The organism is Pseudomonas sp. Ors-4-3C (assembly GCF_055755035.1).
The window spans coordinates 2060906-2084441 of the sequence record NZ_CM146900.1 but is presented as its reverse complement, the minus strand read 5'-3'; the positions used below and the strand labels follow the sequence as shown (position 1 = coordinate 2084441).

20 protein-coding genes are annotated in these 23536 nt (G+C 62.0%); 6 read left to right on the top strand and 14 right to left on the bottom strand.

Going from position 1 to position 23536, the window contains the following annotated elements; translation table 11 throughout:
* The first annotated feature begins 42 nt into the window (after nt 1-42).
* Both ACVHNU_RS09300 and ACVHNU_RS09295 read left to right on the top strand, forming a co-directional pair.
* Entirely contained in the window at nt 43-1632 is a 1590-nt protein-coding gene (locus ACVHNU_RS09300; RefSeq protein ID WP_262142476.1) for an arylsulfatase, read from the top strand.
* A gap of 193 nt (nt 1633-1825) precedes the next feature.
* A complete protein-coding gene (locus ACVHNU_RS09295) occupies nt 1826-4330 on the top strand; it encodes a fused MFS/spermidine synthase (RefSeq protein ID WP_473019527.1) in 2505 nt (834 codons plus the stop codon).
* Between the two features lie 135 nt (nt 4331-4465).
* Here the strand turns inward: ACVHNU_RS09295 and ACVHNU_RS09290 are convergent, their stop codons facing one another.
* Nucleotides 4466-5143, bottom strand: coding sequence for a DUF3313 domain-containing protein (locus ACVHNU_RS09290; protein WP_262142478.1), 678 nt, complete (start codon nt 5141-5143; stop codon nt 4466-4468).
* A gap of 215 nt (nt 5144-5358) precedes the next feature.
* On the opposite strand from ACVHNU_RS09290, the gene ACVHNU_RS09285 reads away from it, so the two are divergent.
* The gene (locus ACVHNU_RS09285) at nt 5359-7728 is read left to right on the top strand and encodes a tetratricopeptide repeat protein (RefSeq protein ID WP_473019526.1); all 2370 of its coding nucleotides are present in this window, start codon (nt 5359-5361) and stop codon (nt 7726-7728) included.
* A 144-nt stretch (nt 7729-7872) separates the two neighbouring features.
* Here the strand turns inward: ACVHNU_RS09285 and ACVHNU_RS09280 are convergent, their stop codons facing one another.
* The 3 genes from ACVHNU_RS09280 to ACVHNU_RS09270 form a co-directional block, all read right to left on the bottom strand.
* Nucleotides 7873-8847: a hypothetical protein gene (locus tag ACVHNU_RS09280; RefSeq protein WP_226501365.1), complete on the bottom strand. Its 975-nt coding sequence runs from the start codon at nt 8845-8847 to the stop codon at nt 7873-7875.
* A gap of 283 nt (nt 8848-9130) precedes the next feature.
* Nucleotides 9131-9610 (bottom strand): DUF934 domain-containing protein, encoded by a 480-nt coding sequence (locus tag ACVHNU_RS09275; RefSeq protein WP_103520135.1) that lies wholly within the window; start codon nt 9608-9610, stop codon nt 9131-9133.
* Nucleotides 9607-11280: a nitrite/sulfite reductase gene (locus ACVHNU_RS09270; protein WP_473019525.1), complete on the bottom strand. Its 1674-nt coding sequence runs from the start codon at nt 11278-11280 to the stop codon at nt 9607-9609. The genes ACVHNU_RS09275 and ACVHNU_RS09270 overlap by 4 nt, the downstream gene beginning before the upstream one ends.
* Nucleotides 11281-11634: 354 nt before the next feature.
* Here ACVHNU_RS09270 and ccoN point away from each other — a divergent pair, with 354 nt between their 5' ends.
* Both ccoN and ACVHNU_RS09260 read left to right on the top strand, forming a co-directional pair.
* Complete coding sequence (gene ccoN, locus ACVHNU_RS09265) at nt 11635-13062, top strand: cytochrome-c oxidase, cbb3-type subunit I (protein WP_473019524.1); 1428 nt, start codon at nt 11635-11637, stop codon at nt 13060-13062.
* 17 nt (nt 13063-13079) lie between these two features.
* Nucleotides 13080-13298 (top strand): hypothetical protein, encoded by a 219-nt coding sequence (locus ACVHNU_RS09260; protein WP_003224479.1) that lies wholly within the window; start codon nt 13080-13082, stop codon nt 13296-13298.
* Between the two features lie 189 nt (nt 13299-13487).
* Here ACVHNU_RS09260 and ACVHNU_RS09255 read toward each other — a convergent pair whose 3' ends face one another.
* A complete protein-coding gene (locus ACVHNU_RS09255) occupies nt 13488-13979 on the bottom strand; it encodes a hypothetical protein (protein ID WP_473019523.1) in 492 nt (163 codons plus the stop codon).
* A 204-nt stretch (nt 13980-14183) separates the two neighbouring features.
* Between ACVHNU_RS09255 and ACVHNU_RS09250 the strand changes: the two genes are divergently transcribed.
* Nucleotides 14184-14876 (top strand): aspartate/glutamate racemase family protein, encoded by a 693-nt coding sequence (locus ACVHNU_RS09250; protein ID WP_473019522.1) that lies wholly within the window; start codon nt 14184-14186, stop codon nt 14874-14876.
* Nucleotides 14877-14895: 19 nt separating this feature from the next.
* Here ACVHNU_RS09250 and ACVHNU_RS09245 read toward each other — a convergent pair whose 3' ends face one another.
* The 9 genes from ACVHNU_RS09245 to ACVHNU_RS09205 form a co-directional block, all read right to left on the bottom strand.
* Nucleotides 14896-15405 (bottom strand): GNAT family N-acetyltransferase, encoded by a 510-nt coding sequence (locus tag ACVHNU_RS09245; RefSeq protein ID WP_473019521.1) that lies wholly within the window; start codon nt 15403-15405, stop codon nt 14896-14898.
* Nucleotides 15406-15597: 192 nt separating this feature from the next.
* The gene (locus tag ACVHNU_RS09240; RefSeq protein ID WP_201137797.1) at nt 15598-16578 is read right to left on the bottom strand and encodes a LysR family transcriptional regulator; all 981 of its coding nucleotides are present in this window, start codon (nt 16576-16578) and stop codon (nt 15598-15600) included.
* A gap of 161 nt (nt 16579-16739) precedes the next feature.
* Complete coding sequence (locus ACVHNU_RS09235) at nt 16740-17687, bottom strand: peptidylprolyl isomerase (RefSeq protein ID WP_262142909.1); 948 nt, start codon at nt 17685-17687, stop codon at nt 16740-16742.
* Entirely contained in the window at nt 17684-18154 is a 471-nt protein-coding gene (locus ACVHNU_RS09230) for a YbjN domain-containing protein (protein WP_003224470.1), read from the bottom strand. Before ACVHNU_RS09230 ends, ACVHNU_RS09235 begins: the two co-directional genes overlap by 4 nt.
* A 21-nt stretch (nt 18155-18175) precedes the next feature.
* Nucleotides 18176-18805, bottom strand: coding sequence for a DNA repair protein (locus ACVHNU_RS09225; protein WP_473019520.1), 630 nt, complete (start codon nt 18803-18805; stop codon nt 18176-18178).
* An 18-nt stretch (nt 18806-18823) separates the two neighbouring features.
* On the bottom strand, nt 18824-20533 hold the full coding sequence (locus ACVHNU_RS09220) for a putative porin (protein ID WP_473019519.1): 1710 nt from the start codon (nt 20531-20533) through the stop codon (nt 18824-18826).
* A 53-nt stretch (nt 20534-20586) separates the two neighbouring features.
* On the bottom strand, nt 20587-21291 hold the full coding sequence (locus ACVHNU_RS09215; RefSeq protein ID WP_103522227.1) for an energy transducer TonB family protein: 705 nt from the start codon (nt 21289-21291) through the stop codon (nt 20587-20589).
* Between the two features lie 3 nt (nt 21292-21294).
* Nucleotides 21295-21720: an ExbD/TolR family protein gene (locus tag ACVHNU_RS09210; protein WP_003224462.1), complete on the bottom strand. Its 426-nt coding sequence runs from the start codon at nt 21718-21720 to the stop codon at nt 21295-21297.
* Between the two features lie 11 nt (nt 21721-21731).
* Nucleotides 21732-23531, bottom strand: a complete 1800-nt coding sequence (locus tag ACVHNU_RS09205; protein WP_473019518.1) for a DUF2341 domain-containing protein — start codon at nt 23529-23531, stop codon at nt 21732-21734.
* Nucleotides 23532-23536: the final 5 nt, after the last annotated feature.

Genomic DNA, 23536 nt, shown 5'->3' with positions numbered 1-23536 from the left:
CGTAAGTCGCAACAACGACCCCCGCGATAAGGAGCAAGTCAGATGACTCGCATACGCAAGTGGCTACCGAAACTCGCCCTGGTGGCAACCTCGGTGATGGCGCTGTCGGCAACTGCCACAGCGGCTGAGAAACCCAACATTCTGGTGATCTTTGGCGATGACATCGGCCAGACCAACATCAGCGCCTATTCCATGGGCGTGGTTGGCTACAAGACCCCGAACATCGACCGGATTGCCAAAGAAGGCATGATGTTCACCGACTACTACGCGGAGAACAGCTGCACCGCCGGACGATCCTCGTTCATCACCGGTCAGACGCCACTGCGCACGGGCCTGTCGAAAGTCGGCATTCCGGGTGCGCCGGTTGGCCTGCAAAAACGCGACATCACCATCGCTCAGGCGCTCAAGGGCCTGGGCTATGCCACCGGGCAGTTCGGCAAGAACCACTTGGGCGACAAGGATGAATACCTGCCGACCAACCATGGTTTCGACGAGTTCTTCGGCAACCTGTATCACCTCAACGCCGAAGAAGAGCCGGAGCGTCCGTATTGGCCGAAAGACGATGCCGAATTCGTCAAGGCCAACACCCCGCGCGGGGTGATTCACAGCTTCGCCGACGGCAAGATCGAAGACACCGGTGCCTTGACCACCAAGCGCATGGAAACCATCGACGACGAAACCACTGCCGCCGCGCAAGCGTTCATCGAGAAACAGGCCAAGGCCGACAAACCATTTTTCGTCTGGATGAACACCACCCGCATGCACGTGTTCACCCACGTGCGTGATTCGATGAAGGGCCAGAGCGGGATGCCCGGCAACGAATACGCGGACGGCATGCTCGAGCACGACGCCGACGTCGGCAAACTGCTGAAAACCATCGACGACCTGAAAATCGCCGACAACACGATTGTCGTCTACACCACCGACAACGGCCCGAACCAGTTCTCCTGGCCGGACGCGGCGACCACGCCGTTCCGCAACGAGAAGAACTCCAACTGGGAAGGTGCGTATCGTGTTCCGGCCATGATTCGCTGGCCGGGCAAGATCAAACCGGGTGAGGTGTCCAACGAGCTGTTCTCGGGCATGGACTGGTTCCCGACCCTGCTCGCCGCGGCCGGCGACGCTGACGTCAAGGAAAAACTGCTCAAGGGCTGGGCACCGACTTCCGGCGGCACCAACTTCAAAGTGCATCTGGATGGCTTCAATCAGCTGCCCTACCTGACCGGCCAACAGCCTAAAGGCGAGCGCAAGGAGTTCTACTACTTCAACGACGACGGCGTGCTGGTGTCGATGCGCTTCGATAACTGGAAAGTGGTGTTCTGTGAGCAGCGCGAGCCGGGTGGCTTCAGAGTGTGGAGCGAACCGTTCGTATGCCTGCGCGTGCCGAAAATCCTCAACCTGAGGATGGACCCGTACGAACGTGCCGACGTGGTTTCCGATCAGTATTACGACTGGCAGACCAAAAACGTTTACCTGGCGGCGCAAGCGGTGCAGAAGTCAGCAGCGTTCCTGCAGACCTTCATCGAATACCCACCAAGCCAGAAACCGGCGAGTTTCAGCATCGACCAGATCCGTGCTGCAGTTGACGCAAAAATCGCTGAAAAAATGAAAGCGGCACCGGCTGCACAGTAAGACCGTTGCATTGCCGCCCGCCCTCATCGGCGGGCGGCCCTGTTTCCAATCTGGGATCGTATCGGCCCATTCGCGAGCAAGCCCGCTCCCACAGGGATTTTCGCTACACCCGAGATCCACTGTGGGAGCGGGCTTGCTCGCGAAGAGGCCAGCACCGTCACAGCACTTTCTGAACTGAAATAAGGCAAACCGCATGTCCTCACGTATCGCCAGCAAGCCGTCGGCCATACCCACCGCGCAAGCCGCCACCCCGGCGCGGCTGATCCCCGCCCTGCTGTTGTGCCTCTCCGGCGCTGCCGCGCTGGTCTATCAGGTGCTGTGGATCAAGCAGCTGTCGCTGGTGGTCGGCGTCGAGGTTTATGCCATCACTGCCGGCATCAGTGCGTTTTTTGCCGGGCTGGCCATCGGCGGCTGGCTGTTCGGGCGTTGGGCCGATCGCTTGCAGCAACCGGTGTTGCTCTATGCCGGGCTGGAAGTGCTGGTGGCGATACTCGGTGTTGGCGCGACGGTTGCGATGAGCCTGGCGGCGAGCCCATTTGCCTGGCTGCAAGGCCATGTCGGCATTCTCGCCTGGTTATTGCCGTTCACGCTGGTGGGGATTCCGGCGGTGTTGATGGGCGGCACGCTTCCGGTACTGGTGCGCTCGCTGGCGGCTGACCCGGGCAAGGCCGGCGGTCAGCTGTATGCGGCCAACACCCTCGGCGCGATTGTTGGCACCCTGCTCGCCGCGTTCGTGCTGATTGCCACCCTCGGTGTGCGTGGCAGTGCGTTGTTTGCGGCGATGCTCAATCTGCTGGCCGCAACCGGTGCGCTGTGGCTGCAACGTCAGCATCCGATGCCGGTTGCGGCGCCGGTCAAACATCACACCGAGAAAGCCGCAGACCGCACCGCGTTGTGGCTGTACTCCATCGCCGGCGGCGTGGCGTTGGGTTATGAAGTGGTCTGGTCACAGTCGATCGTGCAGTTCATGAGCACCCGCACCTATGCGTTTGCCGTGGTGCTCGCCACTTATCTGACCGGGCTGTTCATCGGCAGCGCTCTGCTCGCCCGTCGCGTCGAGCGCATTCGTGATCCCTTGGGCGTGTTCGGTCTGTTGATTGCCGGTGCCGGGCTGATTGCCTTGCTGGAAATCGCCCTGCTCGGTCGCTGGCTGGTGTTGGCCCAGAGTCATGCCGAGAGCTGGGTGCTGGCCTTGGGCGCCAGCGAGCTGGCCGGCATGAGCGCACGTTTTGCAGTGGCGGCACTGAGCATCGTATTCGTGCCGACGCTGTTGCTCGGCGCGGCGTTTCCGCTGGCGCTGCGCTTGAGTGTTGGTCGTGAGCGGGTCGGTCGCGATGTCGGTGCCGTGGTCGCGTTCAACACGCTGGGCGGGATTATCGGGGTGATGCTCTGCGGTTTTCTGCTGATTCCGCTGCTGGGGCTGGTGCGCACGCTGGGCTTGCTGGCGATCATTGCTGCCGGCATCGGTTACGTGGCTGTGCGCAAGGGTCATCACGTCAAAAAAGGCCGACGTCAGGCCGTGGTTGCGTTGGGGCTGGTAGCGGTGGCGCTGGCCGTACTGACGCCGGTCGACAAATTTGCCAGCCTTTTGCCGGGTGCGCGTAACGGCACGCTGGCGTTCTATGAAGAAGGCCGTGGCGGCACCGTGGCCGTGGTCGCTCAGGGACGTGGTGAAAATACGTTCCACCGTTTGTACATTCAGGGCGTGTCCAATACCGGCGATGCCATGCCATCGCTGCGCTACATGCGCATCCAGGCGCTGCTGCCCCTGCTGATCCACAATGGCGAGCCGCGTTCGACGCTGGTGATCGGTTTCGGCACCGGGATCACTGCCGGCGCCATGCTGCGCTATCCGGGGCTGGAACATCGGGTGGTCGCCGAGCTGCTGCCATCGGTGGTCAAGGCAGCCCCCCTGTTCAAAGGCAACTTCAACGCCGCCAGCGATCCCGGCGTCGATGTGCGCTTGCGCGATGGCCGTCAGGAACTGCTGCGCAGCCCGCAAACCTACGATCTGATCACCCTCGAACCGCCCCCGCCGTCGGCGGCCGGCGTGGTCAATCTGTACTCGCGGGACTTCTATCAGTTGGCCGCCAGTCGGTTGCAGCAGCAAGGGATCGTCGCGCAATGGCTACCGTTGCCGACCCAGAACATCGATGACTCGCGCTCATTGGTGCGCAGCTTCCTCGACGTGTTCCCGCATGCCTCGCTGTGGACCAGCGAGTTCCACGAGATGCTGCTGGTCGGTTCGCTGCAGCCGATGGAACTGGACGCGACGAAAATCACCGAGCGCTTCCAGCAGGCCAGCGTACGCAGCACTTTGCAGGATGTCGGGATTGGCTCGGCGCCAGCGTTGCTCGCGACCTGGGTCACCGACCGCGCAGGCCTTGAGCGCTTCGCGGCAAACGCCCCGGCGGTGACTGACGATCAGCCCCGGATCGAATACGCGCCGTGGGTGCGCAGCAAAGAAATTACCCGGGTGCTGCCGGCGCTGCTGGATCTGTATGTGCCGCCGCCACTGGTGAATGCCGATACCGGGTTCACTGAGCGAATGGAAACGCACCGCCAACGTCTGATGCAGTTCTACCGCGCGAGCCTGCATGCGTATGACGGGGATCGGGATGCCTGGGGGCGGGATATGCGTGAAGTGATGCGTTGGGATGGCGGCAACCCGTACTTCCGTTGGTTTACCGGGCAGTAATGGGGTGCCTGAAAGACCGCTTTCGCGAGCAAGCCCGCTCCCACAGGGGATCTACAGTGGACACAGGCTGAGTGTCCGGCGCAGATATCAAGGTGGGAGCGGGCTTGCTCGCGAATGGGCCCACGCCTCGCTGGATTATTTGGAGCTGGCCTTGAGCTTCAGGTACATCTGATGCATGTCATTGGCCCAGCCATCAATCACCGGTTTGACGTCGCTGGCCTTCATCGCCTGGGTTTCATTTTCCAGTGGTTTGCCGGTGCCTTTGCGCACCACTTGCGCCACGACCTTGTTGTTGCCGCCATCGAGGAACACCGCTTCGGTGGCCAGGGTGGTTTCCTGATCGCGGATACCGCTGGCAGTGCTGACCGCTGCTGCGACCAGAGCGACCGGGATCACTTCATACGCGTGCAGGCCTTCGGTCTTGCTGCTTACTGCGGTGATCGCCGCCCGCACCACAATCACGCCCGGGCCGGGGCCGTTGGCCAACGGCAGGTCTTTGCTGATTTCACGCTTGAGCGCCTGGTCGTAATAGGAGGTGATGCCGTTGAGGGTCTGCTGCGAAATCTTCGCGGTCGGTTGCGGCTTTGGATAAAGCTGGGTCGGCTCGATGTACACGCTGGTGAACCTGCTGATGTCGACCTTCGGATCGATCCAGCGCATCACCTCGGCACCGGACGGCGATTTGGCCTCCTTGAGCTGGCTGTAGTCCTTGAGAAAGCCGGAATACTCATCGGGAGCGACGGTTTTGCTGGAGCAACCCACTACGCCCAGGGTGGCGATGCAGAGGGTGCCCATCATTACTGCTAGCTTCATGCTGTAACTCCTGTCAGAAGGCCTGAATGTATTGCGTATTGGGGAGTTACAGGTATAGCTAAAACCCCGCCGATTGCGCTGCAAAACCGCAAAATTCACACAACTTCGGGGGCTGCTTCACAACCGACGTTTGACAGACGCCGGGCATCCGGCAAAGCTGCATCAAGCTTGAATGCACGCCAGCAGGCCAATGCACCTGGACCACGGAAGTCTTAATGCCCAAGCATAAAAATAAAGTCGTACAGCCTGATCCTGATTCGTCCCGACCGTCCCTTTCACGTTATCTGTTCCCCATCACCATCGGCGTGCTGCTGGCGGCAGTGGCGGGCATTGGCTGGTTTCTGTTCAGTCCCGCGCCCGCGCCGCAGAAGCCGCCGCTGATCAGCGCACCTGCAGCCGCCGCACCGGTTGCCAGCAAACCGCAGTCACTGGCGCAGAAGCCCGCGACCATGGTCGATGAGCAACAATGCCAAGGCTGTCACACCGAGCAGGTCAAGGACTGGCAAGGCTCGCATCACCAATTGGCGATGCAGGCAGCGAATGCCGAAACCCTGCTCGGCGACTTCAACGACGTCACCTTCAAGGCCGAAAACGAGACCACCCGGTTCTCGCGCAAGGGCGACGAATTCTGGGTCAATACGCCGGGCATCGATGGCAAGAGCGCTGACTTCAAAGTCGCCTACACCTTCGGCATCGCCCCGTTGCAGCAATACCTGATCGAGGTCGGCGAAGGCCGTTTGCAGGCGCTTGGCGTGGCGTGGGATACCGAGAAACACCGCTGGTTTCACCTCTACCCCGGCCAGGGCGTGAACTTCAAGAATCCACTGCACTGGAGCAAACCCAGCCAGAACGCCAACTTCATGTGCGTCGAGTGCCACACCACCGGCTTCAAGCGCAATTTCGATGCGGCCATCAACACCTTCAACAGCCAATGGAACAGCCTCGGCGTCGGCTGTCAGGCTTGCCACGGTCCGGCGTCAAATCACCTGGAGTGGACGCAGAAAAAACACGACCTGATCCACAAGGGTTTCGCTGTAGACCTCAAGGACAAGAACGCCACCGTCGAAATCGAGACCTGTGCCCGCTGCCACGCGCGCCGTGCGCCGTTGGGCGATGGCTACACCGTCGGCAAACGGCTGATGGATGACTACCTGCCGAGCACCCTCACCCGCGAACTGTATGCACTGGACGGCAAGATCAAGGATGAAGTGTTCGAGCACGGCTCGTTTCTACAGAGCAAGATGTTCGACAAGGGCGTGCGTTGCAGCAATTGCCATAACCCGCACAGTACCGAACTCAAGGCACCGGGCAACGCGGTGTGTCTGCAATGCCACAACACCGCTGGCAAGACTTCGGTCGCAGGCGTCGACGGCAAGGGCCTGCAAGCGAAAAACTACGATTCCATCGAACACACCCGCCACACCCTGGGCCAGCCCGGCTCGCAGTGCGTGGATTGCCACATGCCCGGCAAGTTTTACATGGGCAACGACTTCCGCCATGACCACAGCTTCAGCATTCCCGACCCGGAGCGCGCGCAGAAACTCGGTACGCCGGACGCTTGCCTGAGCTGTCACCAGGGCAAGGCCGGCGACAAGGTCACCGCGCAGTTCAAGTTATGGAAGGCTTCCGCCACTGCAGCGCAAGCGCCGCGCTATGACGAAAGTTTGTGGCTGATCCGCAACGGCCAGCCGGGCGCGGCGGACGCTTTGCATGAGCAATTGCAGCGCAGCAATCTGCCGGCGATTCAACGGGCGACGTTGCTGGCCGAACTGCCGCTTTACCCAAGCGATCAGTCCCTGAAGCTGGCGACGCAGGACCTGAACAATCCCGCGCCGCAGGTGCGCGAAAGTGCGGTGCGGGCGATCAGTGCCTTCCTGCCACCTGCGGAGCGCGCACCGTTGCTGACGCCGATGCTCAATGATCCGGTGAAAGCCGTGCGCATTGTCGCGGCGCGGGATCTGCTCAGCGTTGCGCGCAACAACGGCCTCGGCGCCGCGCAGGACAATTGGGACGCGGCGATTGCCGAGTATGAGGCGGTGCAGAAAAGTCTTGCGGAACGGGCCGAGGCCAACCTGAACCTGGCGATGTTGTATCAAGCCAGTGGCCGCGCTGCCGAGGTCGATGGATTGCTGCGCACCGCACTCAAGCGCGATCCGGACTTCTACCCGGCGCTGGTGACGCTGGTGCAATGGCTGGAGGCCAATGGTCGCGGTCAGGAAGCCCAGACCCTGCTGGACAACAGCCTCAAGGCGCACCCGGAGGCAGCGCTGTTGCAACACACCCGTGGCCTGTCATTGATCCGCGCCGGCAAGACCGCCGAAGCCATGAGCGCCCTGCATAAAGCCACGCAACTGGAGCCACAGAACGCGCAGTACGGTTATGTGCTGGCGGTAGCGTTGCACGACAGTGGCAAGGTAACCGAGGCGTGTGACGAGCTGGAGCGTTTGCTCAAGGCGCAACCGGCGAACCGCAATGCGCGGCTGTCGCTGATCCAGTATTACCTGGAGAACGGCCAGGAGCCGAAGGCGCAGGTGCTGTTGCAGGGGTGGAAGAAGATGAACATGGGTGATCCGGCGCTGAAGTGACCGCTAAGGAATGACGCGGATCCCTTGTGGGAGCGGGCTTGCTCGCGAATGCATTCCCTCAGCCAACATCAAGGGTGACTGATGTACCGCATTCGCGAGCAAGCCCGCTCCCACAGGGTCAGTGTTGGTCTCAAACACTGAGTGTTACCAGGAAGACGTCGCCCCGCTCTTCAACGCCATCTCGCGCCGGCTGTTGGCGCGCATCGCCTTGATCAGCGATACCGAGCCCACCAGCAGAATCGCCGCGCCGAACAGGAAGTCGATGTTGTACAGCTGGAAGTCCTGCACCGGCCCCACCAGCAGCACCCGCACCACGGCAATCGCCACCAGCGTCGCGAGGAAGTCGATCCCCGGCTCGTCGCGATAGAACACGTGCAGCAACGGCAGGCACAGCACCAGCAGCAACAACAGCACCACGACCTTGAACGAGCCTTTGCGCTCGACGCTGAACGCGCATTCGTGCGGGCCGTAGGCCTTGTAGTCCTCGTCGCGAATCATCGAGTTTTTCTCGTTGATGTACTCGACGCGGTTGTACTTCTGGATCGGCGTGAAGGTGTTGGACAGGTCCATCAGCGTGGTGATGTTCTTGAAGCGCAGGTCAATGCGCTCGCTGCCCTTGAGGTAATACAGCACCGGTTTGTAGCCGTAGCGATAGGTGTCGAACGGAAAGTCGGTGACCTGGCCCTGCACGCCGATCGGGCGAGGTTCAAGCTCGGCGTAGGCGCTTTTGGTCGGTGAGGCGAGGTTGCGGCTCAGTGGCTGAACCTTGACCTGTTCGAGGAAGATCGGCGTGACGCCGTACGACCACTGCAACGGTTCCAGGCGCAGACGCAGTTCGTTGCGGCCCAGATCGTAGCGGTTGAAGGTGCGTTCGGAGACCACCAGCGAGCCACTGAGCATGAACTCGCCGCGCAGGTTGTTGGTGACGCGCAAGGTCAGTTGATCCTTGCCCAACAGCGCCGCTTCGGTGGACGGCGGCGCGCCGCACCACGCGGTGCTTTCACCGGCGCCGCCCAACTGGCCGTCGCGGTTTTCCTTGAACACATAGAAGTAACTGGCCCACAGCGTCAGCATCAACAGCAACGCCGTGAGGCCCAAAATCTTTTTGCCCGCACTCACTACCCAGACTCCCTTCTTCGTTCCGTCGTCCAGCCGAAAACCCGCTGGCGACGGGGACTCTACCAAAAGGCCAGCATCGACCCAAGGAAAAATCCGGGAATGCTGCGGGATGTAAGGGTTTCCCTTGCTTGTCACCGCAAACACCTGTGGCGAGGGAGCTTGCTCCCGCTGGGTGGCGAAGCCGCCCCAAACCAGACAACGCGATTTTTCTGGCGGACCGCATCATGCCTGTTTGGGAGTGCTGCGCACTCCAGCGGGAGCAAGCTCCCTCGCCACAGAGTCTTCAGCGTCTACGGAACAGGGGGCGCGGCTCAATCACCGAGCGGCCGTACAGTACGCTCATGCCGGCTAGGCCCTTCAATGCATCTTCGGCCGATTTGTCCTCGCGCACCGCAAAACTGTCGAACCCGCACTGGCGCATATGGCTGAGCTGATCGCGCAACACATCGCCAATTGCGCGCAACTCGCCGGCCCAGCCAAACCGACTGCGCAGCAGATACGCCTGACTGTAGGCGCGACCGTCGCGAAAGCTCGGGAAGTCCAGGGCAATCAACGGCAGCGAGGCCAGCCACGGCACCACGCTTTCGACTTCATCATCCGGGCTCAGCCACACCGCGTGGGTCGAGGGCGATTGCAGCCAGTGCGCCAGCGGCAGGATCAACAATCCTTGCGGCCTGCCCTGCTCCGGCTCGCGAACCAGCGTCCACGGATCATCCTCGATCAGGCGTGCGACACCTTGCTCCAGCCGCAGCAAATTGTTCATGCCGACACCTCCAGCACTTTCGGGTAAACCCGTTCCTTGAACGGCTCAAGGCCAATGCGCGCCACGGTGTCGACAAACAGTTCCTCGCTTTCGCGGTAACGCACAAAAGTGCCGATGATCCGTTCGATCACCTGTGGCACTTCGGTTGCGCTGAACGACGGGCCGATGACTTTGCCCAGTGCGCTGCGCTTGCCCTGTGCGCCGCCGAGGGTGATCTGGTACCACTCGCTGCCGTTTTTATCGACACCCAGAATGCCGATATTGCCGATGTGGTGATGGCCACAGGCGTTCATACAACCGGAGATGTTCAGGCTGATGTCGCCCAGATCGTGCAGGTAATCGAGGTTGTCGAAACGCGCCTGAATCGCCTGGGCAATCGGGATCGACTTGGCGTTGGCCAGCGCGCAGAAATCGCCGCCCGGGCAGGCAATGATGTCGGTTAGCAGGCCAACGTTGGCGCTGCCCAGATTGCGCTCGCAGGCAAGCTGCCAGAGTTCATACAGATCAGACTTTCGTACATCGGGCAGGACGATGTTCTGCTCGTGGGCAATGCGAATCTCGCCAAAACCGAAACGCTCCGACCAGTCGGCCACCGCCAGCATCTGCAACCCGGTGACATCACCCGGCGGCGCGCTCAGCCCCGGTTTGGTCGATAGCACCACGCTGGTGTAACCGGGTTTCTTGTGCGGCTGCACGTTGCGCGCAACCCAGCGGGCGAACGCCGGGCTTTCGGCTAGACGCGTGCCGAAGTCCAGATCGGTGTCGGCCAGGGTGTGATAGATCGGCGGCACGAATGCCCGGGCGACTCGCTCATACTCGGCCTCGGTCAACTGCGCAGGGCCGTCCTTGAGGTGCTGCCACTCCTCTTCGACTTCCTTGGCGAACGCCTCGATGCCCAGCGCCTTGACCAGAATCTTGATCCGCGCCTTGTATTTGTTGTCGCGCCGGCCATGCCGGTTGTAGACCCGCAGTACCGCCTCGACGTAGGACAGCAGATGCTGCCACGGCAAACCGTCGCGGATCTGCAAACCCAGAATGGGCGTGCGCCCCAACCCGCCACCGACGATCACCCGCAGGAGCATTTGCCCGTCGCGCCCCGGATAAAGATACAGGCCGATGTCATGCATCATGATCGCCGCACGATCCTGCTTCGCCGAGCAGATGGCGATCTTGAACTTGCGTGGCAGAAACAGGAATTCCGGGTTGATCGTCGACCATTGGCGGAGGATTTCTGCCAGTGGGCGCGGGTCGATCATTTCGTCCGCCGCGACCCCGGCGAAGGCTTCGGTGGTGATGTTGCGCACGCAGTTGCCGGAGGTCTGGATCGCATGCATGTTGACCTGCGCCAGGCGCTCGAGGATGTCCGGTACCTGCGCCAGTTCGATCCAGTTGAATTGCAGGTTTTGCCGCGTGGTGAAGTGGCCGTAGCCGCGATCGTAATCGGCGGCGATGCTCGCCAGCGTGCGCATCTGTTCGGCACTCAGGGTCCCGTAGGGAATCGCCACCCGCAGCATGTACGCGTGTTTTTGCAGGTACAGGCCGTTTTGCAGGCGCAGCGGCAGGAACTCTTCCTCGCTCAACTCACCGGCCATGAAGCGCTCGACCTGATCGCGAAACTGCGCAACGCGCTCGAACACCAGTGCGCGGTCGTAATCGTCGTATTGATACATGCAGCAGCCACCTCATCAGGTTTGAACATAAATTCAAAACTGTGGGAGCGGGCTTGCTCGCGAAAGCGGTGTGTCAGGCAACTGACTTGTTGACTGACACACCGCTTTCGCGAGCAAGCCCGCTCCCACAGGATTTTCCCCTGACTATGGACGAGCAGCGCAGCACGCAACAGATTCACCTGAAACGATAAAAACCGTATCAGGGCGCGGCAGATGGCCGCAGGCAGCACTTCAATCTGATCCGTACAAATGAAATATTCCTGAGCCTGTTTTGTTTCCGGTGCTGTTCCTACAGTGCAGCTCGTGCCAGACCGGGTGGCCTGGCAAGACTTTGCAACCGTGGAAGAACTGACCATGAGCACAGCAACAATCGGACAGGCTTATAACTACAAGGTCGTCCGCCAATTCGTTATCGCGACGGTTTTCTGGGGTGTCGTGGGCATGGCGATGGGGGTATGGATCGCCTCGCAACTGGTGTGGCCGGACATGAACCTCGACCTGCCCTGGACCACCTTCGGCCGCTTGCGGCCATTGCACACCAGCCTGGTGATTTTCGGTTTCGCCGGCAGCGCGCAATTCGCCGCCAGTTACTACGCGGTGCAGCGCACCTGCCAGGTACGGCTGTATTCGGACAAGCTCGCGGCCTTCACTTTCTGGGGCTGGCAATCGGTGATCGTGATCATGCTGATCACCCTGCCGATGGGCTACACCACCACCAAGGAATACGCCGAGATCGAATTCTCCGGCGCGGTGTGGATGGCGGTGGTCTGGGTCGCGTATGCCATCGTGTTTTTCACCACCGTGGTGCAGCGCAAGACCAAACACATCTACGTCGGCAACTGGTTCTTCGGTGCGTTCATTCTGGTGATCGCCATGCTCCACGTAGTCAATCACCTGTCGATCCCGGTGGACTGGTTCAAATCCTATCCGGTGTATTCCGGGGCCACCGACGCCATGGTGCAGTGGTGGTACGGGCACAACGCGGTGGGTTTCTTCCTGACCACCGGGTTCCTCGGGATGATGTATTACTTCGTGCCGAAACAGGTCAACCGCCCGGTGTATTCGTACCGGTTGTCGATCGTGCATTTCTGGGCGCTGATCACCCTGTACATCTGGGCCGGCCCGCACCATTTGCACTACACCGCGCTGCCGGACTGGGCGCAGTCCCTCGGCATGGCAATGTCACTGATCCTGCTGGCGCCGAGCTGGGGCGGGATGATCAACGGCATGATGACCTTGTCCGGTGCCTGGCATAAGTTGCGCACCGACCCGATTCTGCGGTTCCTGGTGCTGTCGCTGGCCTTCTACGGCATGTCGACTTTCGAAGGCCCGATGATGGCGATCAAGACCGTCAACGCCCTGTCCCACTACACCGACTGGACCATCGGCCACGTTCACGCCGGCGCGCTCGGCTGGGTGGCAATGATCACCTTTGGCGCGACTTATCACATGGTGCCGAAAGTCTTTGGCCGCGAGCAGATGTACAGCACGCGGCTGATCAACCTGCACTTCTGGCTGGCGACCATCGGCACGGTGTTGTACATCGCCTCGATGTGGGTCAACGGCATCACTCAGGGCCTGATGTGGCGGGCGATCAACGAGGACGGCACGCTGACCTACTCCTTCGTCGAAGCACTGCAGGCCAGTCATCCGGGGTTCATCGTGCGCTTTGCCGGCGGGGTGTTCTTCCTCAGCGGCATGCTGCTGATGGCTTACAACGTCTGGCGTACGGTGCGGGTTGCCGATGTGTCGCTGGCGCGCAGCCAGGCACAGATCGCCTGAGGCAGGGAGCCGCAGAGATGGATATTTTCTTGAATGTGCTGGGCGTGGTGTTTCTGTGGCTGGCGGTGGAGTACTGCCTGCGCCACCAGACGGCGGAAAGCCTCGACGATGCGAGCATGGTGCCGTTTGCCGATGATCCGGAGGTGGCACGGCGAGTGGAGCTGGCGACGGGGAAAACCGTGAAGGCGGTGGCGCCGGAAGAGGCGAAACCGGGCTGGGTCAATCTGGAGATGTGAGGGGTGTCAGTGACATGCCCCTCACCCTAGCCCTCTCCCAAGGGAGAGGGAACTGACCGAGTTGCTTTTTCGAGCTACGCCGACCTGAAATATCGGGCCGAACTCAAGTTTCGAATTGCACTCGGCAGGCTCCCTTCCCCCTCGCCCCCTTGGGGGAGAGGGTTGGGGTGAGGGGGTAAGCTTTTGATCTTAGGCGCGATCGCGCGGAATCAGGCTCTGCAGCTGCTGCGCCAGAAAGTCCGCATCAAACACAAACGTGTCCGGGTCCTTCAGGCCATTGGTCTTGCGCCATTGCCACTCACCGCTCGGCAATCCCACCAACGAAATGCTGCCATAGCGCGCCGCAGTCAGGCCCATCACCGCCAGGGAAATCTGCCCGGCACTGCCCATCACGTCCGGCACGAACTCCACCGGTTTGCCGGCGATCACGATGCTGAGTTTTTCCGTCTTGAAGGTCGAGGTTTCCACTGGTGTGCTCGGGCCGAACGCGACGTAAGCCTCGCGGCTCACCTCCAGCAGATTCGGTGCCTGCACCGGTTCCAGCCATTGCTGGATATGGCCGAACAGTTCGCTGATGCGGCTGGCCCACGCCTGGGACTGCGTTTCGAACAGTTGCTTCTTGTGTGCTTCACTCTCGGCATAGTGACGAAGCATTTCGCCCAGTTGTTGTACGTCGTTCATCGGTACGTTCCTCGGGGAGAGCCTGCGATAGTCGATAGTGACAGATCGACGCGCCGGCGTACGTTAAACCTCGGGCGGCGGCACCGTGACACTTGGCAAAAGGATCAACGGTACAGTTGCTTTGTACTGGCATACGTCCCTGAACCGATGGACACTCGGCCCGGGCCCGACTTTTCGCTACGGGCCATCGTTCGAGGAATTTCAATGCGCACTATCGGGCTGATCGGCGGCATGAGCTGGGAATCCAGCGCTGAATATTATCGTCTCATCAATCAACAGGTCCGCGACCGCCTCGGCCCGCTACGCTCGGCGCAAATCCTGATGTACAGCGTCGACTTCGGCCCGGTCGAACAGGCCCAGCACGCCGGGCGCTGGGACGCTGCGGCGGCGATTCTGGTGGATGCTGCACGCAGGCTCGAGGCCGGCGGCGCCGAATGCGTGGTGCTGTGTACCAACACCATGCACAAGGTCGCGGCGCAGATTCAGGCGGCTATCAGCATTCCGTTCCTGCACATTGCCGAACCGGCGGCGCAGGCGGCATTGGATATAGAGGCGCACACGGTGGGCCTGCTCGGCACGGCGTTCACCATGGAGCAGGACTTTCTCAAGCAGCGTCTGATTGCGCAGGGTTTGACGGTACTGGTGCCGGACGACGCCGAGCGCAAGGACGTACACCGGATCATTTATGACGAACTGTGCGTCGGGGTGATCAGCGACGAGTCGCGCCAGATCTATCAACGGGTGATCGAAGCGCTGACCGCGCGCGGCGCCCAGGCGATCATCCTCGGCTGCACGGAAATCGGCCTGCTGCTCAAACCCGAACACAGCACCCTGCCCCTGCTCGACACCACCGAGCTGCATGCGCAGTCGGCGGTGGCGTTCGCCTTGGACGATTGACTCCACAGAACTTTTTGGCTTATCGACGACGCAGACGGGCCATGCTCAGGGTGTCGACCCATTGCCCGTCGCGCACGGCGTAGTCACGAAACAGGCCTTCGTTCTCGAAGCCGAACTTGCGGTAGAGATTGATAGCCGCCTGGTTGTCGGCGTACACCGAGAGTTCGACCCGGTGCAGGTTCATCCAGTTGTCGGCGACGTCCAGCGCCGCCGCCAGCAGTTTCGACCCGACACCCTTGCCCTGCCACGCCACAGCGACGGCCATGCCGACACTGCCGGCGTGGGCGCGGCGAATCCGCGAATAGTTTTCCAGCCCGAGATGACCGACCACCACGCCCTGGTGCAGCGCCACCAGTTTGACCATCCGCTCGTTCTCCGCCAGCAGCCGTTGACGCCAGATATCGGTGGACTGAAACGGCATCTGCAACACCTGCCGGGTCACGGCCGGATCGTTGTACAGCGCAGTGACGGCCTCGATGTGGGATTCGTTGAAGCGTTCGAGGGTGATGGCGGGGTTGTGGTCGGGCATGGCGGATCCTTCCTGGATCGATGTGTGGCCTGACACTCTAAACTGCCGGTTATCAATTTGGCGAGGTTTCAAACTGTGGGAGCGGGCTTGCTCGCGAAAGCGGTGTGCCAGGTGTCGCGGATATTGAATGTGCTGACGCCTTCGCGAGCAAGCCCGCTCCCACAGGGGATGGGGGGTGTTGGATGGATTGGCTCAGGTCTGGAACCACTCCTGGCGCTCATCGAAGGTGTGCTGGATCAGCTCGACCAGGGTTTGCACCTCGGCGACGTTCAGGGATTCAGCATTCACCGCCAGCCACGCCTGTAGCTGCATCGGCTCATCAAACAGCCCCGGCAACGCCACCAGCCCCCGGTCGAAACGACTCATGTACGCCGGCAGCAAACCAATGCAGGCGCTGCAACGGATCATCTCCAGCATCAGTTCATAAGACTGCATCTGCACCACACCCGCCAGACGCTGTTCGACCAGGTGATTCCACGGCCGGAAACTGTCGATCTGCCGGTCGTGTTGCCATTGCACCAACATGAAATCGCTGAGGTCTTCGGCACTCTCCGGGCGCGCGGTGACGCGGGAATAGCGTTTGGCGATGTGCGGCAGGTAATCCAGCCGCGCCAGGGCCTGCGGCTGACTGGTGGTGAAAGTCGGGCCGGGGCTGGGGGTCTCGCCGTGAGCCAGCCACAGCACCACGTCGGCACTGACTGCGCGCAAGGCCAACTCGCTGTCCAGCGCAATGATCTCGAGGCGCACGCTGGCATTGCGGCGCAGCAACGCGATCAGGTCGCGACCGAGAATGTCATGCAGGATCGATTCGGCAACCGCCAGGCGGATCAACGGTTGCTCGACCACCGGCAGTTTGCGCTCGTGGGCCAGCGCGACCAGTTGCGCCTGCAGCTGCTGGCCTTCACGGGTCAGGCTCAGGGCGCTGCCCTGAAAGCTGAACAGCGAGTGCTGCAGTTCCTGCTCGAGCTGCGCCAGTTGTTTGCGCAGCAGAGTCGAACGCACGTTGAGACTGCGCGCCGCCTGCATGAAGCAGCCACAGCGGGCACTGACCAGAAAGTATTGCGCGACGTCGGCATCGATGGTCGCGGCTTGCGCCAGCCATGGCTCGCGCTCGCCCTGTGCCCAGCGATAGTCGGGGCTACCCTGTCGTCCTGCGGGTTCGGTGAATGACATCGATGACTCCCTGTCGATCTTTGTATTTTGGAAAACGCCACGGTTCTAATGTGGGAGCGGGCTTGCTCGCGAAGGGGCCATGCCAGCCAACTTGTTTGTTGAATGACCCACCGCTTTCGCGAGCAAGCCCGCTCCCACCCGGGATCTGCGGTGAATCACCATCAGTGCTTCTCTTCCAGGACCTTGTTCAGCTCAGCCCCATCAATACTCAACGTCGCGGTATTGAGCATCCCGTCCAGATACGCCTGGGCAATCTGCTCCTGACGTTGCGCACGCAAGGCCTGGGTCAGTTGATCGCGCAGTTCGTCGAGGCTCGCGGTACGTGCCGGTTGCTGTTCGGTGAGTTTGATCACATGGAAACCCGCCGCGCTCTGCACCGGCTCGGACACCGCACCAACCTTCAATTTCGCCACCGCACCCCGCACCTCCGGCACCAGTTGCTGCAACGGTTGCAGCCCGCTATCGCCGCCCCGTTCGGCGGTCAGGCGATCCTGCGAATACTGGGTCGCCAGCGCGGCAAAATCCCCCGGCGCGCCTTGGGCTTTCCTGCTCAGCTCAGACGCCTGTTTGCGTACGTTTTCCAGACTCTGGGCATCCGGCACCGCGAGGAAAATCTGGCTGACCCGATACAGCGCCGGAGTCTGCCAGTTGGCCTTGCCGGCGTCATACGCCTGCTGCAACTCGGCCGTACTCGGATAGTCCGTCGGGACTGTACTGACCGAGCGCAGGTAATCGCGAAAGACGATCTGCTCGGTGGCCGCGCGGGTTTGCCGCACCACGTCCGGACGCTGCGCCCAGCCCTGAGCATCGGCCTGTTCCAGCACGGCTTTCTCCGCCAACCGCGCACGAATCCAGCGCTCCAGCGCTTCACGGTTGCCGCGCAATTGCTCGCGAGTCGCCGGCGGGACGGTCGCCAGCAGCGCCTGCAACTCCTGCGGCGTCACTTGCTGATTGCCCAACCGCGCCACCGCAGGCCCCGCAGCAACCGCCGCCAACGGCGACGATTGCTGGGCGGCAACCGGGTCTGTGCCCGGTCGTAGCACCAGCGCCACGGCTACCACCAACAGCGCCACTGCCCCGGCGCCGATCACCATGGCAGGCTTTTTCACAGCGCGACTTCCTCTTGCTCAGCGGTAGCGACTTTTGCCGTCGAAGCTTGTGCGGCCTGGCTGAAATCACGCAGGTAGACGATGAACTCCTGCAACAGGCGATCCCACAATTCCAGATTGCCGCGCAGGTGATCGTGGCTCACACCGGCCGCCAGCACCACGTCCATTTCCATCACCAGAAACTCGCCCTGCAACGACAACCGCGCAAAACGCCGGGTGGCGTTCCACTGTTCGGCCACGCCTTGTGGCAACTCACCTTGCACCCGCAGCGCGCAGCTGAAAGTGAAATCGACGTAGCTGCCCTGCTCCACCGCCGGGTTGCCGAAACGCACGGCATAGCCGATGCCCTGACTGGCGCTGAGCAACTGCACGATGCCGTTCTGTTCGGTCTGGTTGACGCGATAACCGGCCGCTTGCAGGACTTCGGTCAGGGATTGTGGGGACACATGGCTGATCAATTGAGTCATGACTTCTTCCTTGTTGGTAAATCAGTGTGCGAGCGCGGCTTGCGGCGCGTCGAATTGAGTCTTGTACAGTTCATCGCCAAAGCCCTGAGCCAGTTCATCGAACTTGACCCGGGCGCTGCCCGCAAAGGGCTGGCGGATCTTCATCACCTCGGCCACATCGATGTTTTCGTAGGCGCTGAGGATCTGCTTGGCGACGCCATACATCTGCTGATTCTTGACTGAACATTGCTGCACTTGTGTGTCACGTTCAGCCAATTGCGCCTGAAGCTTAGACCGTTCTGCCTCTTTGGCACGGGCCATGACCAACAACTCGTCGTAGGCTTTCTTGAACTTGCCGACCTGTTCGCTGCTGGCGGCGATTTGCGCCTGCGCCTGGCTGTGCAGGTTCTGCTGCTGGCCGGCTAACTGCTCGGCGACGCCTTTGGCCTTGGCCAGTTCGGCGGTCAATTGCTTGATCTGCGCCTGCGCAGCCTTGGCCTCGTTCTGCGCCGCCAATTGCGCGGCGCTGGCCTGGGCCTGCTGGCTCTGCAGGGCCTGCAACTGCTGGGTGGTGCTGCGCAACTGGGTGCGCAAGCGCTCCTCCATGCCTTCGGCGTGCACGCCTTGTGCGATGAAAAAACTCAGCCCCAACAGAAAAACTCGTGCGTGCATGACCGTACTCCCGGCGCCTTAGAAGCGCGTGTTGATCTCAAGCTGCAAGACGTCGATGTCGAACGGCGCGCCGTACACCGCCTCGGTGCTCAGCCAGCGGCCAGTGGCGTAGACGTTCTTCGCCAGACCGTAATTGCCGCCGAGGAAGTAGCCCTTGGCGTTGGTGCCGCCGAGGTGGAACGAGGAATCGTTGAAGCCGTCAGGCAAGGCATCCGGCTGGATGTACTTGTAGCCGGCGAACAGGTTCCAGTCGCCCTGCTTCTTCAGGTCCAGCGCATTGCCGAGGGTGAACTGCACCATCCACGCATTGGCGCCGCTTTCGATGTCGCCGCTGCTGTTGAGGTTGTTGACAATCTGGCCCTCGGCGCGTTTGCGCATGTCGCCTTCGTCGTAACCGAGGTTGTGGATGTAGTTGCCCTGGCTGCGCAACTTGAAGTCTTGCGGCAGGTCGGCGTCCCACACCAGGTTGAGGTCGAGCAGGTTGAACTCCGACGCCAGGCCGACGAATTGCGGCTGCGGCGTGGTGGTCGGGTTGGCCGGGTTCGGCGTGATGTCGCGCAGCAGGAACACGCTGTTGCCCTTCTGCATGAACGCCGCACGGGTGCCATCGGTGTCGCAGCCCGGGGCGCCGGCCCACGGTTCGCAAGGACTGGAGCGTTGCCCTTGAATGTCGTCGAAACGGTAGTAGGCCAAAGCGCCTTTGAGGCGGTTGTTGCTGTTGATCGCCCACTTGGCGCCGATCTGCGCGCCGTACAGCCACTTGTTGTCGCTTTCTTCCTTGTCGAAACCGTTGCTGGTGGTGGTGTCGTTGGTGTAATCCACCGGGAACGCGCCAACGGTGCCGAACACGCCCCAGTCGCGGTTGAGCTTGTGGTCGAAGATCGCCGCCACACCGTCGAAGTTCAGGTCATTGGAATAGAGCATGTCGGTGGACATGAACGGGTTGGCGAAGCGCCCGCCGGTCAGGGTCAGCTCATCGGTGGGTTTCCAGTTCAGGTAACCCTGATCGAGCCAGATGTCCTTCTTGGCAAAACCGCCGCCGAGGGTCTGGGTGGTCGACACCGGGTTGTTGTCCGAACCGGTGCCGATACGGATGCCGGCGGTCCACTCCGGCGAGATCACCGCTTTCATGCCCAGACGCGCACGCAGGCGGAACAGGTTGCTGCGGTCTTCACGGGTGTTGAGCAGCGGCGGCAGGCTGGTGCTGCTGTTGGGGTTCACGTCGTACGGGCCGTTGTTGTTGAGCTTGGCGAAGTCGACGATTTCGTTGCTGTTGCTGCCCGAGTAGTAGCGCGATTCGTCGCGCAGGCGGATATCGCCATCGAAGCTGATACGCGAAGCCCAGTCCGGGAAGGTGTTGGGCGCCGCCCAGTTTTCCTGCTTGGCGGTGGCCATGACCTCGGCCTTGACCTGATCGCGGATCTGATCACGCACTGCGGCCGGCACGTATTGCACGCGCACATCGCCCGGTGCGGCGACCGGACCTGCCGCCACCGCAGTCGATGCCGCTGCCGCTGCCGCTGCCTGCCTGGCCTGGGCGGCTTCGTTCTGCGCCTGGGCGATCAGCGCGTCGGCCTTGTCCTGTTTCAAAATGCCCTGCTCGACCAGCAAGCGGATCAGATTGATCGTGGCGTTCTCCGAGGGCGCAGGCGCTGCCGCGGCCTGGCCGACCAGGGTCGCGATGACCATGCCGACCGCCAGGGACAATCGATTCACGTTGGAAATCATCTGCACACAACTCCTTTTGGCAAAGCTTGAATGCTTGGCAATGAATAAGTGGGTTAACCCGGACGCCGCCCTTGCAGGGACAGGCGCACAGGCAAAGTCATGGAGGCCGGTGGCCGTTCGCTCAGGTGCGGCGCGTTACGCAGCGCCGCCAGCACCTGGGTGTCGATCTCGGGATTGCCGCTGGACTTGACCAGCTCGACCCGGGTGATTTCGCCGACGCTGCTCAGCCACACATCGGCCTGCAGCGAGAATGCGAGGTTGCGCAGATCGGGGTTCTCGCGCAGCAAGCGCTGAAACGTGAACGCGAGAAACTGGCTGTAGGTGCCGGTGCCAAGGCGTCCGCCACCCGCCCCCGCCATGCCGCCCCCCTTGCCGGCGCCGATGTTGAAAGCGTCGTTGCCACTCTGCGCGTCGCCGTCCATTTGCATCGGGTTGGCCAGATCGTCCGCCGGTGATGGCGGCGCCTCTTCCTCCGGCTTGACCTCCTGCGGCTCGGGCGTTGGCTCAGGCTCGACGACCTTTTCTTCCACCGGGGTTTCCGGCTCCGGCGGTTTTTCCGGTGGTGGCGGCGGCGGTGGCGGCAACGGAATGATCGTCGGCACCTTCGGCGCTTCACGGCGCACGCCGCTCATGTCATTGGCCCACTGCCACAGGAACCACGCGGCGAGCGCGCCGAGCAGCAGCCCGGCGCCCCACTTCAGGTAACGCAATGGCGAACGCTTCACCGGCAGCGGCTCGATCGGGAGTTGTGCGGTCATCACTCAGCCCTGCGTCGGTTTGCCGGTCACCAGACCGACCTGAGACAGTTCGAGCCGGCGCAACAGATCCAGCACTTCGATGACCTTCTGGTACTGCACGGTCGCGTCGCCGCGCACGATCACCGGGAAGTCCGGGCTCTGCGCCTTCTCGATGCGCAGGCGTTCCTCCAGCTCGGCCAGGGTCACCGGGTAGGCGTCGAGGAACACCTGGCCGCCGTCGTTGACCGAAATCGCCTTGGTCTTGGCCTCCGACAGCGACACCGAGGCGCTGGCCTTGGGCAGGTTGATCTGGATCCCGGAGACCTGCGCGGTGGCGGTGAGGATGAACATCACCAGCACCACCATCAGCACGTCGACCAATGGGGTGATGTTGATGCTGTCCACCGCTGCATCTTCGTCATCGTCGTGGGAGGCATTTACGGACGCCATGGCAGTGTTCCTCAGGCCGGTACGGAGTGGTTGGCGTGATGACCGCGCTGATGCGACGCCTCACTGAACTGGCTCTCGCCGTGCATCTCCGCCAGACGCGTGATGAACTCGTCGACGAACACACGCATGTCGGCGCTGACTTCCTTGTTGCGGGTGATCAGGCGGTTGTAGCCAAACAGCGCCGGGATCGCGACGAACAGGCCCATGGCGGTGGCGAGCAATGCGGCGGCCATGCCCGGCGCGATGGCGTTGATGTTGACGTCGCCGGCCATGGCGGTGCCGAGGAACACCACCATGATCCCCAGCACGGTGCCGAGCAGGCCAATGTACGGGCCACCGGCGATGGCGTTGGACAGGGTCGAGAGTTTCGAGCTGAGCGCCTGGTTCTCGCGGGTGCGCACGCCGTCCATCGAGCAGCGGATGGCTTCGATGGTCGCTGCGGAAACCGAGGAGGTATCGGCGCCCTGCTCGCGGCGGGTGCGGATTTCCTTGACCGCCACCGAGTACAGACGCCACAGCGGCGAATGCTGCAGACGCTGAGCGAGTTGCGCGTCGTCAGCGAACATTTCCAGGCGGGTGCCGACCTTGGCGAATTGCTCGCGGAAATCCTCGTTGGCCTTGCTCACGCGGCTGAGGGTGCGGTTCTTGCGCAGCATGATGATCCACGACTGGAACATCATCAGCACCAGCACGGCGATGATCACCCAGGCGTCGACCGGCACCGCGTTGAGCAGGAAACCGAGGCTGCCGAAGCCAAAACCGGACTGTTCTTCATCGACGCCGTAGGCCACCAGTTTCGACTCGGCACCTTGGGAGGTCGCATCAGCCAGCAGCAACGGCGCCGGACGCGCGACTTTCGACAGGCGCAGTTCGTCGATGGCGCCCACGAATGGCTGGTACGGGCCTGCGGCCAGATCGCCGCCAATCGCCATCACCGAATTGAACGCCGGCATCGCTTGAGCGAGGGTCGCACTCTCACGACCATTGATGTACAGGCTGACTTTCGAACCTTCGGCGGTCAGCGCGACGTGCTGCCATTGGCCGGGATTCAGCGGCTGAGTGGCCACGGCGCGCTGGCCGTCGATCTCCACAAACGGCACACCCTGATTGACCCCGACCAGCAGACTGTTGGCGCCTTCACGGCGGGCAAGGATCAGTTGCTCGCCATTGGCCTGATCCAGACGCAGCCAGGCGCTGAAGGTGAACGCGCTGCCAGCGCTGTGCTGCAACGATGGACTGGCCGGCAGCAGCAACGGCTGACCGCTGAACTGCAAGGCGCGCCCGATCACACCGTCAATCGCCGCGCCAGTGGCGCTTTGTGCGGTGTTGCCGTAAGCGGTGGTGTCCTTGGCCGGGGTGCCGGTGGCGCCGTCGAAGTGATACAGCGCGGTGTAAGTCGGATCGAAGGTCAGCTGGCCGTTGCCGGTGGCCGGGGCCTTCTGGTTGCCGTAGTACATCCAGATGTCCTGACGCTGGCCGCCCTCGACATTCGGCACATCGACCCAGATCAGCGCCATGCCCATCAGCGCGTCGAAGCTTTCGATCTGGTGGTTGAGCACGGTCTTGTCATCGGCGGCGACAAAGCGCAAATCCGCGCCGTCTTCCTTGACGCCATCGAAGGTGAAGTTGCCGGTGTGCAGGCGCACCAGCAACGCGGTGCGGCCCAGCGCCTGATTGATCCCGGCGCCCTGCGGCGTGGTGTCGACGGCGATCTGTTTGCGGTAATGCCAGTCGTCCTGCCACCAGGCCTGAGCCGTGGCCGGGAGCACGAAGCCCAGGCAGATCAACAACGAAAGAATGAGGCGCTGCATGAACG

Excerpts from the sequence above, each read along its gene's own strand:
- ACVHNU_RS09300 (WP_262142476.1), top strand. The coding sequence starts at position 43 with ATGACTCGCATACGCAAGTGGCTACCGAAACTCGCCCTGGTGGCAACC.
- ACVHNU_RS09295 (WP_473019527.1), top strand. The coding sequence starts at position 1,826 with ATGTCCTCACGTATCGCCAGCAAGCCGTCGGCCATACCCACCGCGCAA.
- ACVHNU_RS09290 (WP_262142478.1), bottom strand. The coding sequence starts at position 5,143 with ATGAAGCTAGCAGTAATGATGGGCACCCTCTGCATCGCCACCCTGGGC.
- ACVHNU_RS09285 (WP_473019526.1), top strand. The coding sequence starts at position 5,359 with ATGCCCAAGCATAAAAATAAAGTCGTACAGCCTGATCCTGATTCGTCC.
- ACVHNU_RS09275 (WP_103520135.1), bottom strand. The coding sequence starts at position 9,610 with ATGAACAATTTGCTGCGGCTGGAGCAAGGTGTCGCACGCCTGATCGAG.
- ACVHNU_RS09270 (WP_473019525.1), bottom strand. The coding sequence starts at position 11,280 with ATGTATCAATACGACGATTACGACCGCGCACTGGTGTTCGAGCGCGTT.
- ccoN (WP_473019524.1), top strand. The coding sequence starts at position 11,635 with ATGAGCACAGCAACAATCGGACAGGCTTATAACTACAAGGTCGTCCGC.
- ACVHNU_RS09260 (WP_003224479.1), top strand. The coding sequence starts at position 13,080 with ATGGATATTTTCTTGAATGTGCTGGGCGTGGTGTTTCTGTGGCTGGCG.
- ACVHNU_RS09255 (WP_473019523.1), bottom strand. The coding sequence starts at position 13,979 with ATGAACGACGTACAACAACTGGGCGAAATGCTTCGTCACTATGCCGAG.
- ACVHNU_RS09250 (WP_473019522.1), top strand. The coding sequence starts at position 14,184 with ATGCGCACTATCGGGCTGATCGGCGGCATGAGCTGGGAATCCAGCGCT.
- ACVHNU_RS09245 (WP_473019521.1), bottom strand. The coding sequence starts at position 15,405 with ATGCCCGACCACAACCCCGCCATCACCCTCGAACGCTTCAACGAATCC.
- ACVHNU_RS09240 (WP_201137797.1), bottom strand. The coding sequence starts at position 16,578 with ATGTCATTCACCGAACCCGCAGGACGACAGGGTAGCCCCGACTATCGC.
- ACVHNU_RS09230 (WP_003224470.1), bottom strand. The coding sequence starts at position 18,154 with ATGACTCAATTGATCAGCCATGTGTCCCCACAATCCCTGACCGAAGTC.
- ACVHNU_RS09225 (WP_473019520.1), bottom strand. The coding sequence starts at position 18,805 with ATGCACGCACGAGTTTTTCTGTTGGGGCTGAGTTTTTTCATCGCACAA.
- ACVHNU_RS09220 (WP_473019519.1), bottom strand. The coding sequence starts at position 20,533 with ATGATTTCCAACGTGAATCGATTGTCCCTGGCGGTCGGCATGGTCATC.
- ACVHNU_RS09215 (WP_103522227.1), bottom strand. The coding sequence starts at position 21,291 with ATGACCGCACAACTCCCGATCGAGCCGCTGCCGGTGAAGCGTTCGCCA.
- ACVHNU_RS09210 (WP_003224462.1), bottom strand. The coding sequence starts at position 21,720 with ATGGCGTCCGTAAATGCCTCCCACGACGATGACGAAGATGCAGCGGTG.
- ACVHNU_RS09205 (WP_473019518.1), bottom strand. The coding sequence starts at position 23,531 with ATGCAGCGCCTCATTCTTTCGTTGTTGATCTGCCTGGGCTTCGTGCTC.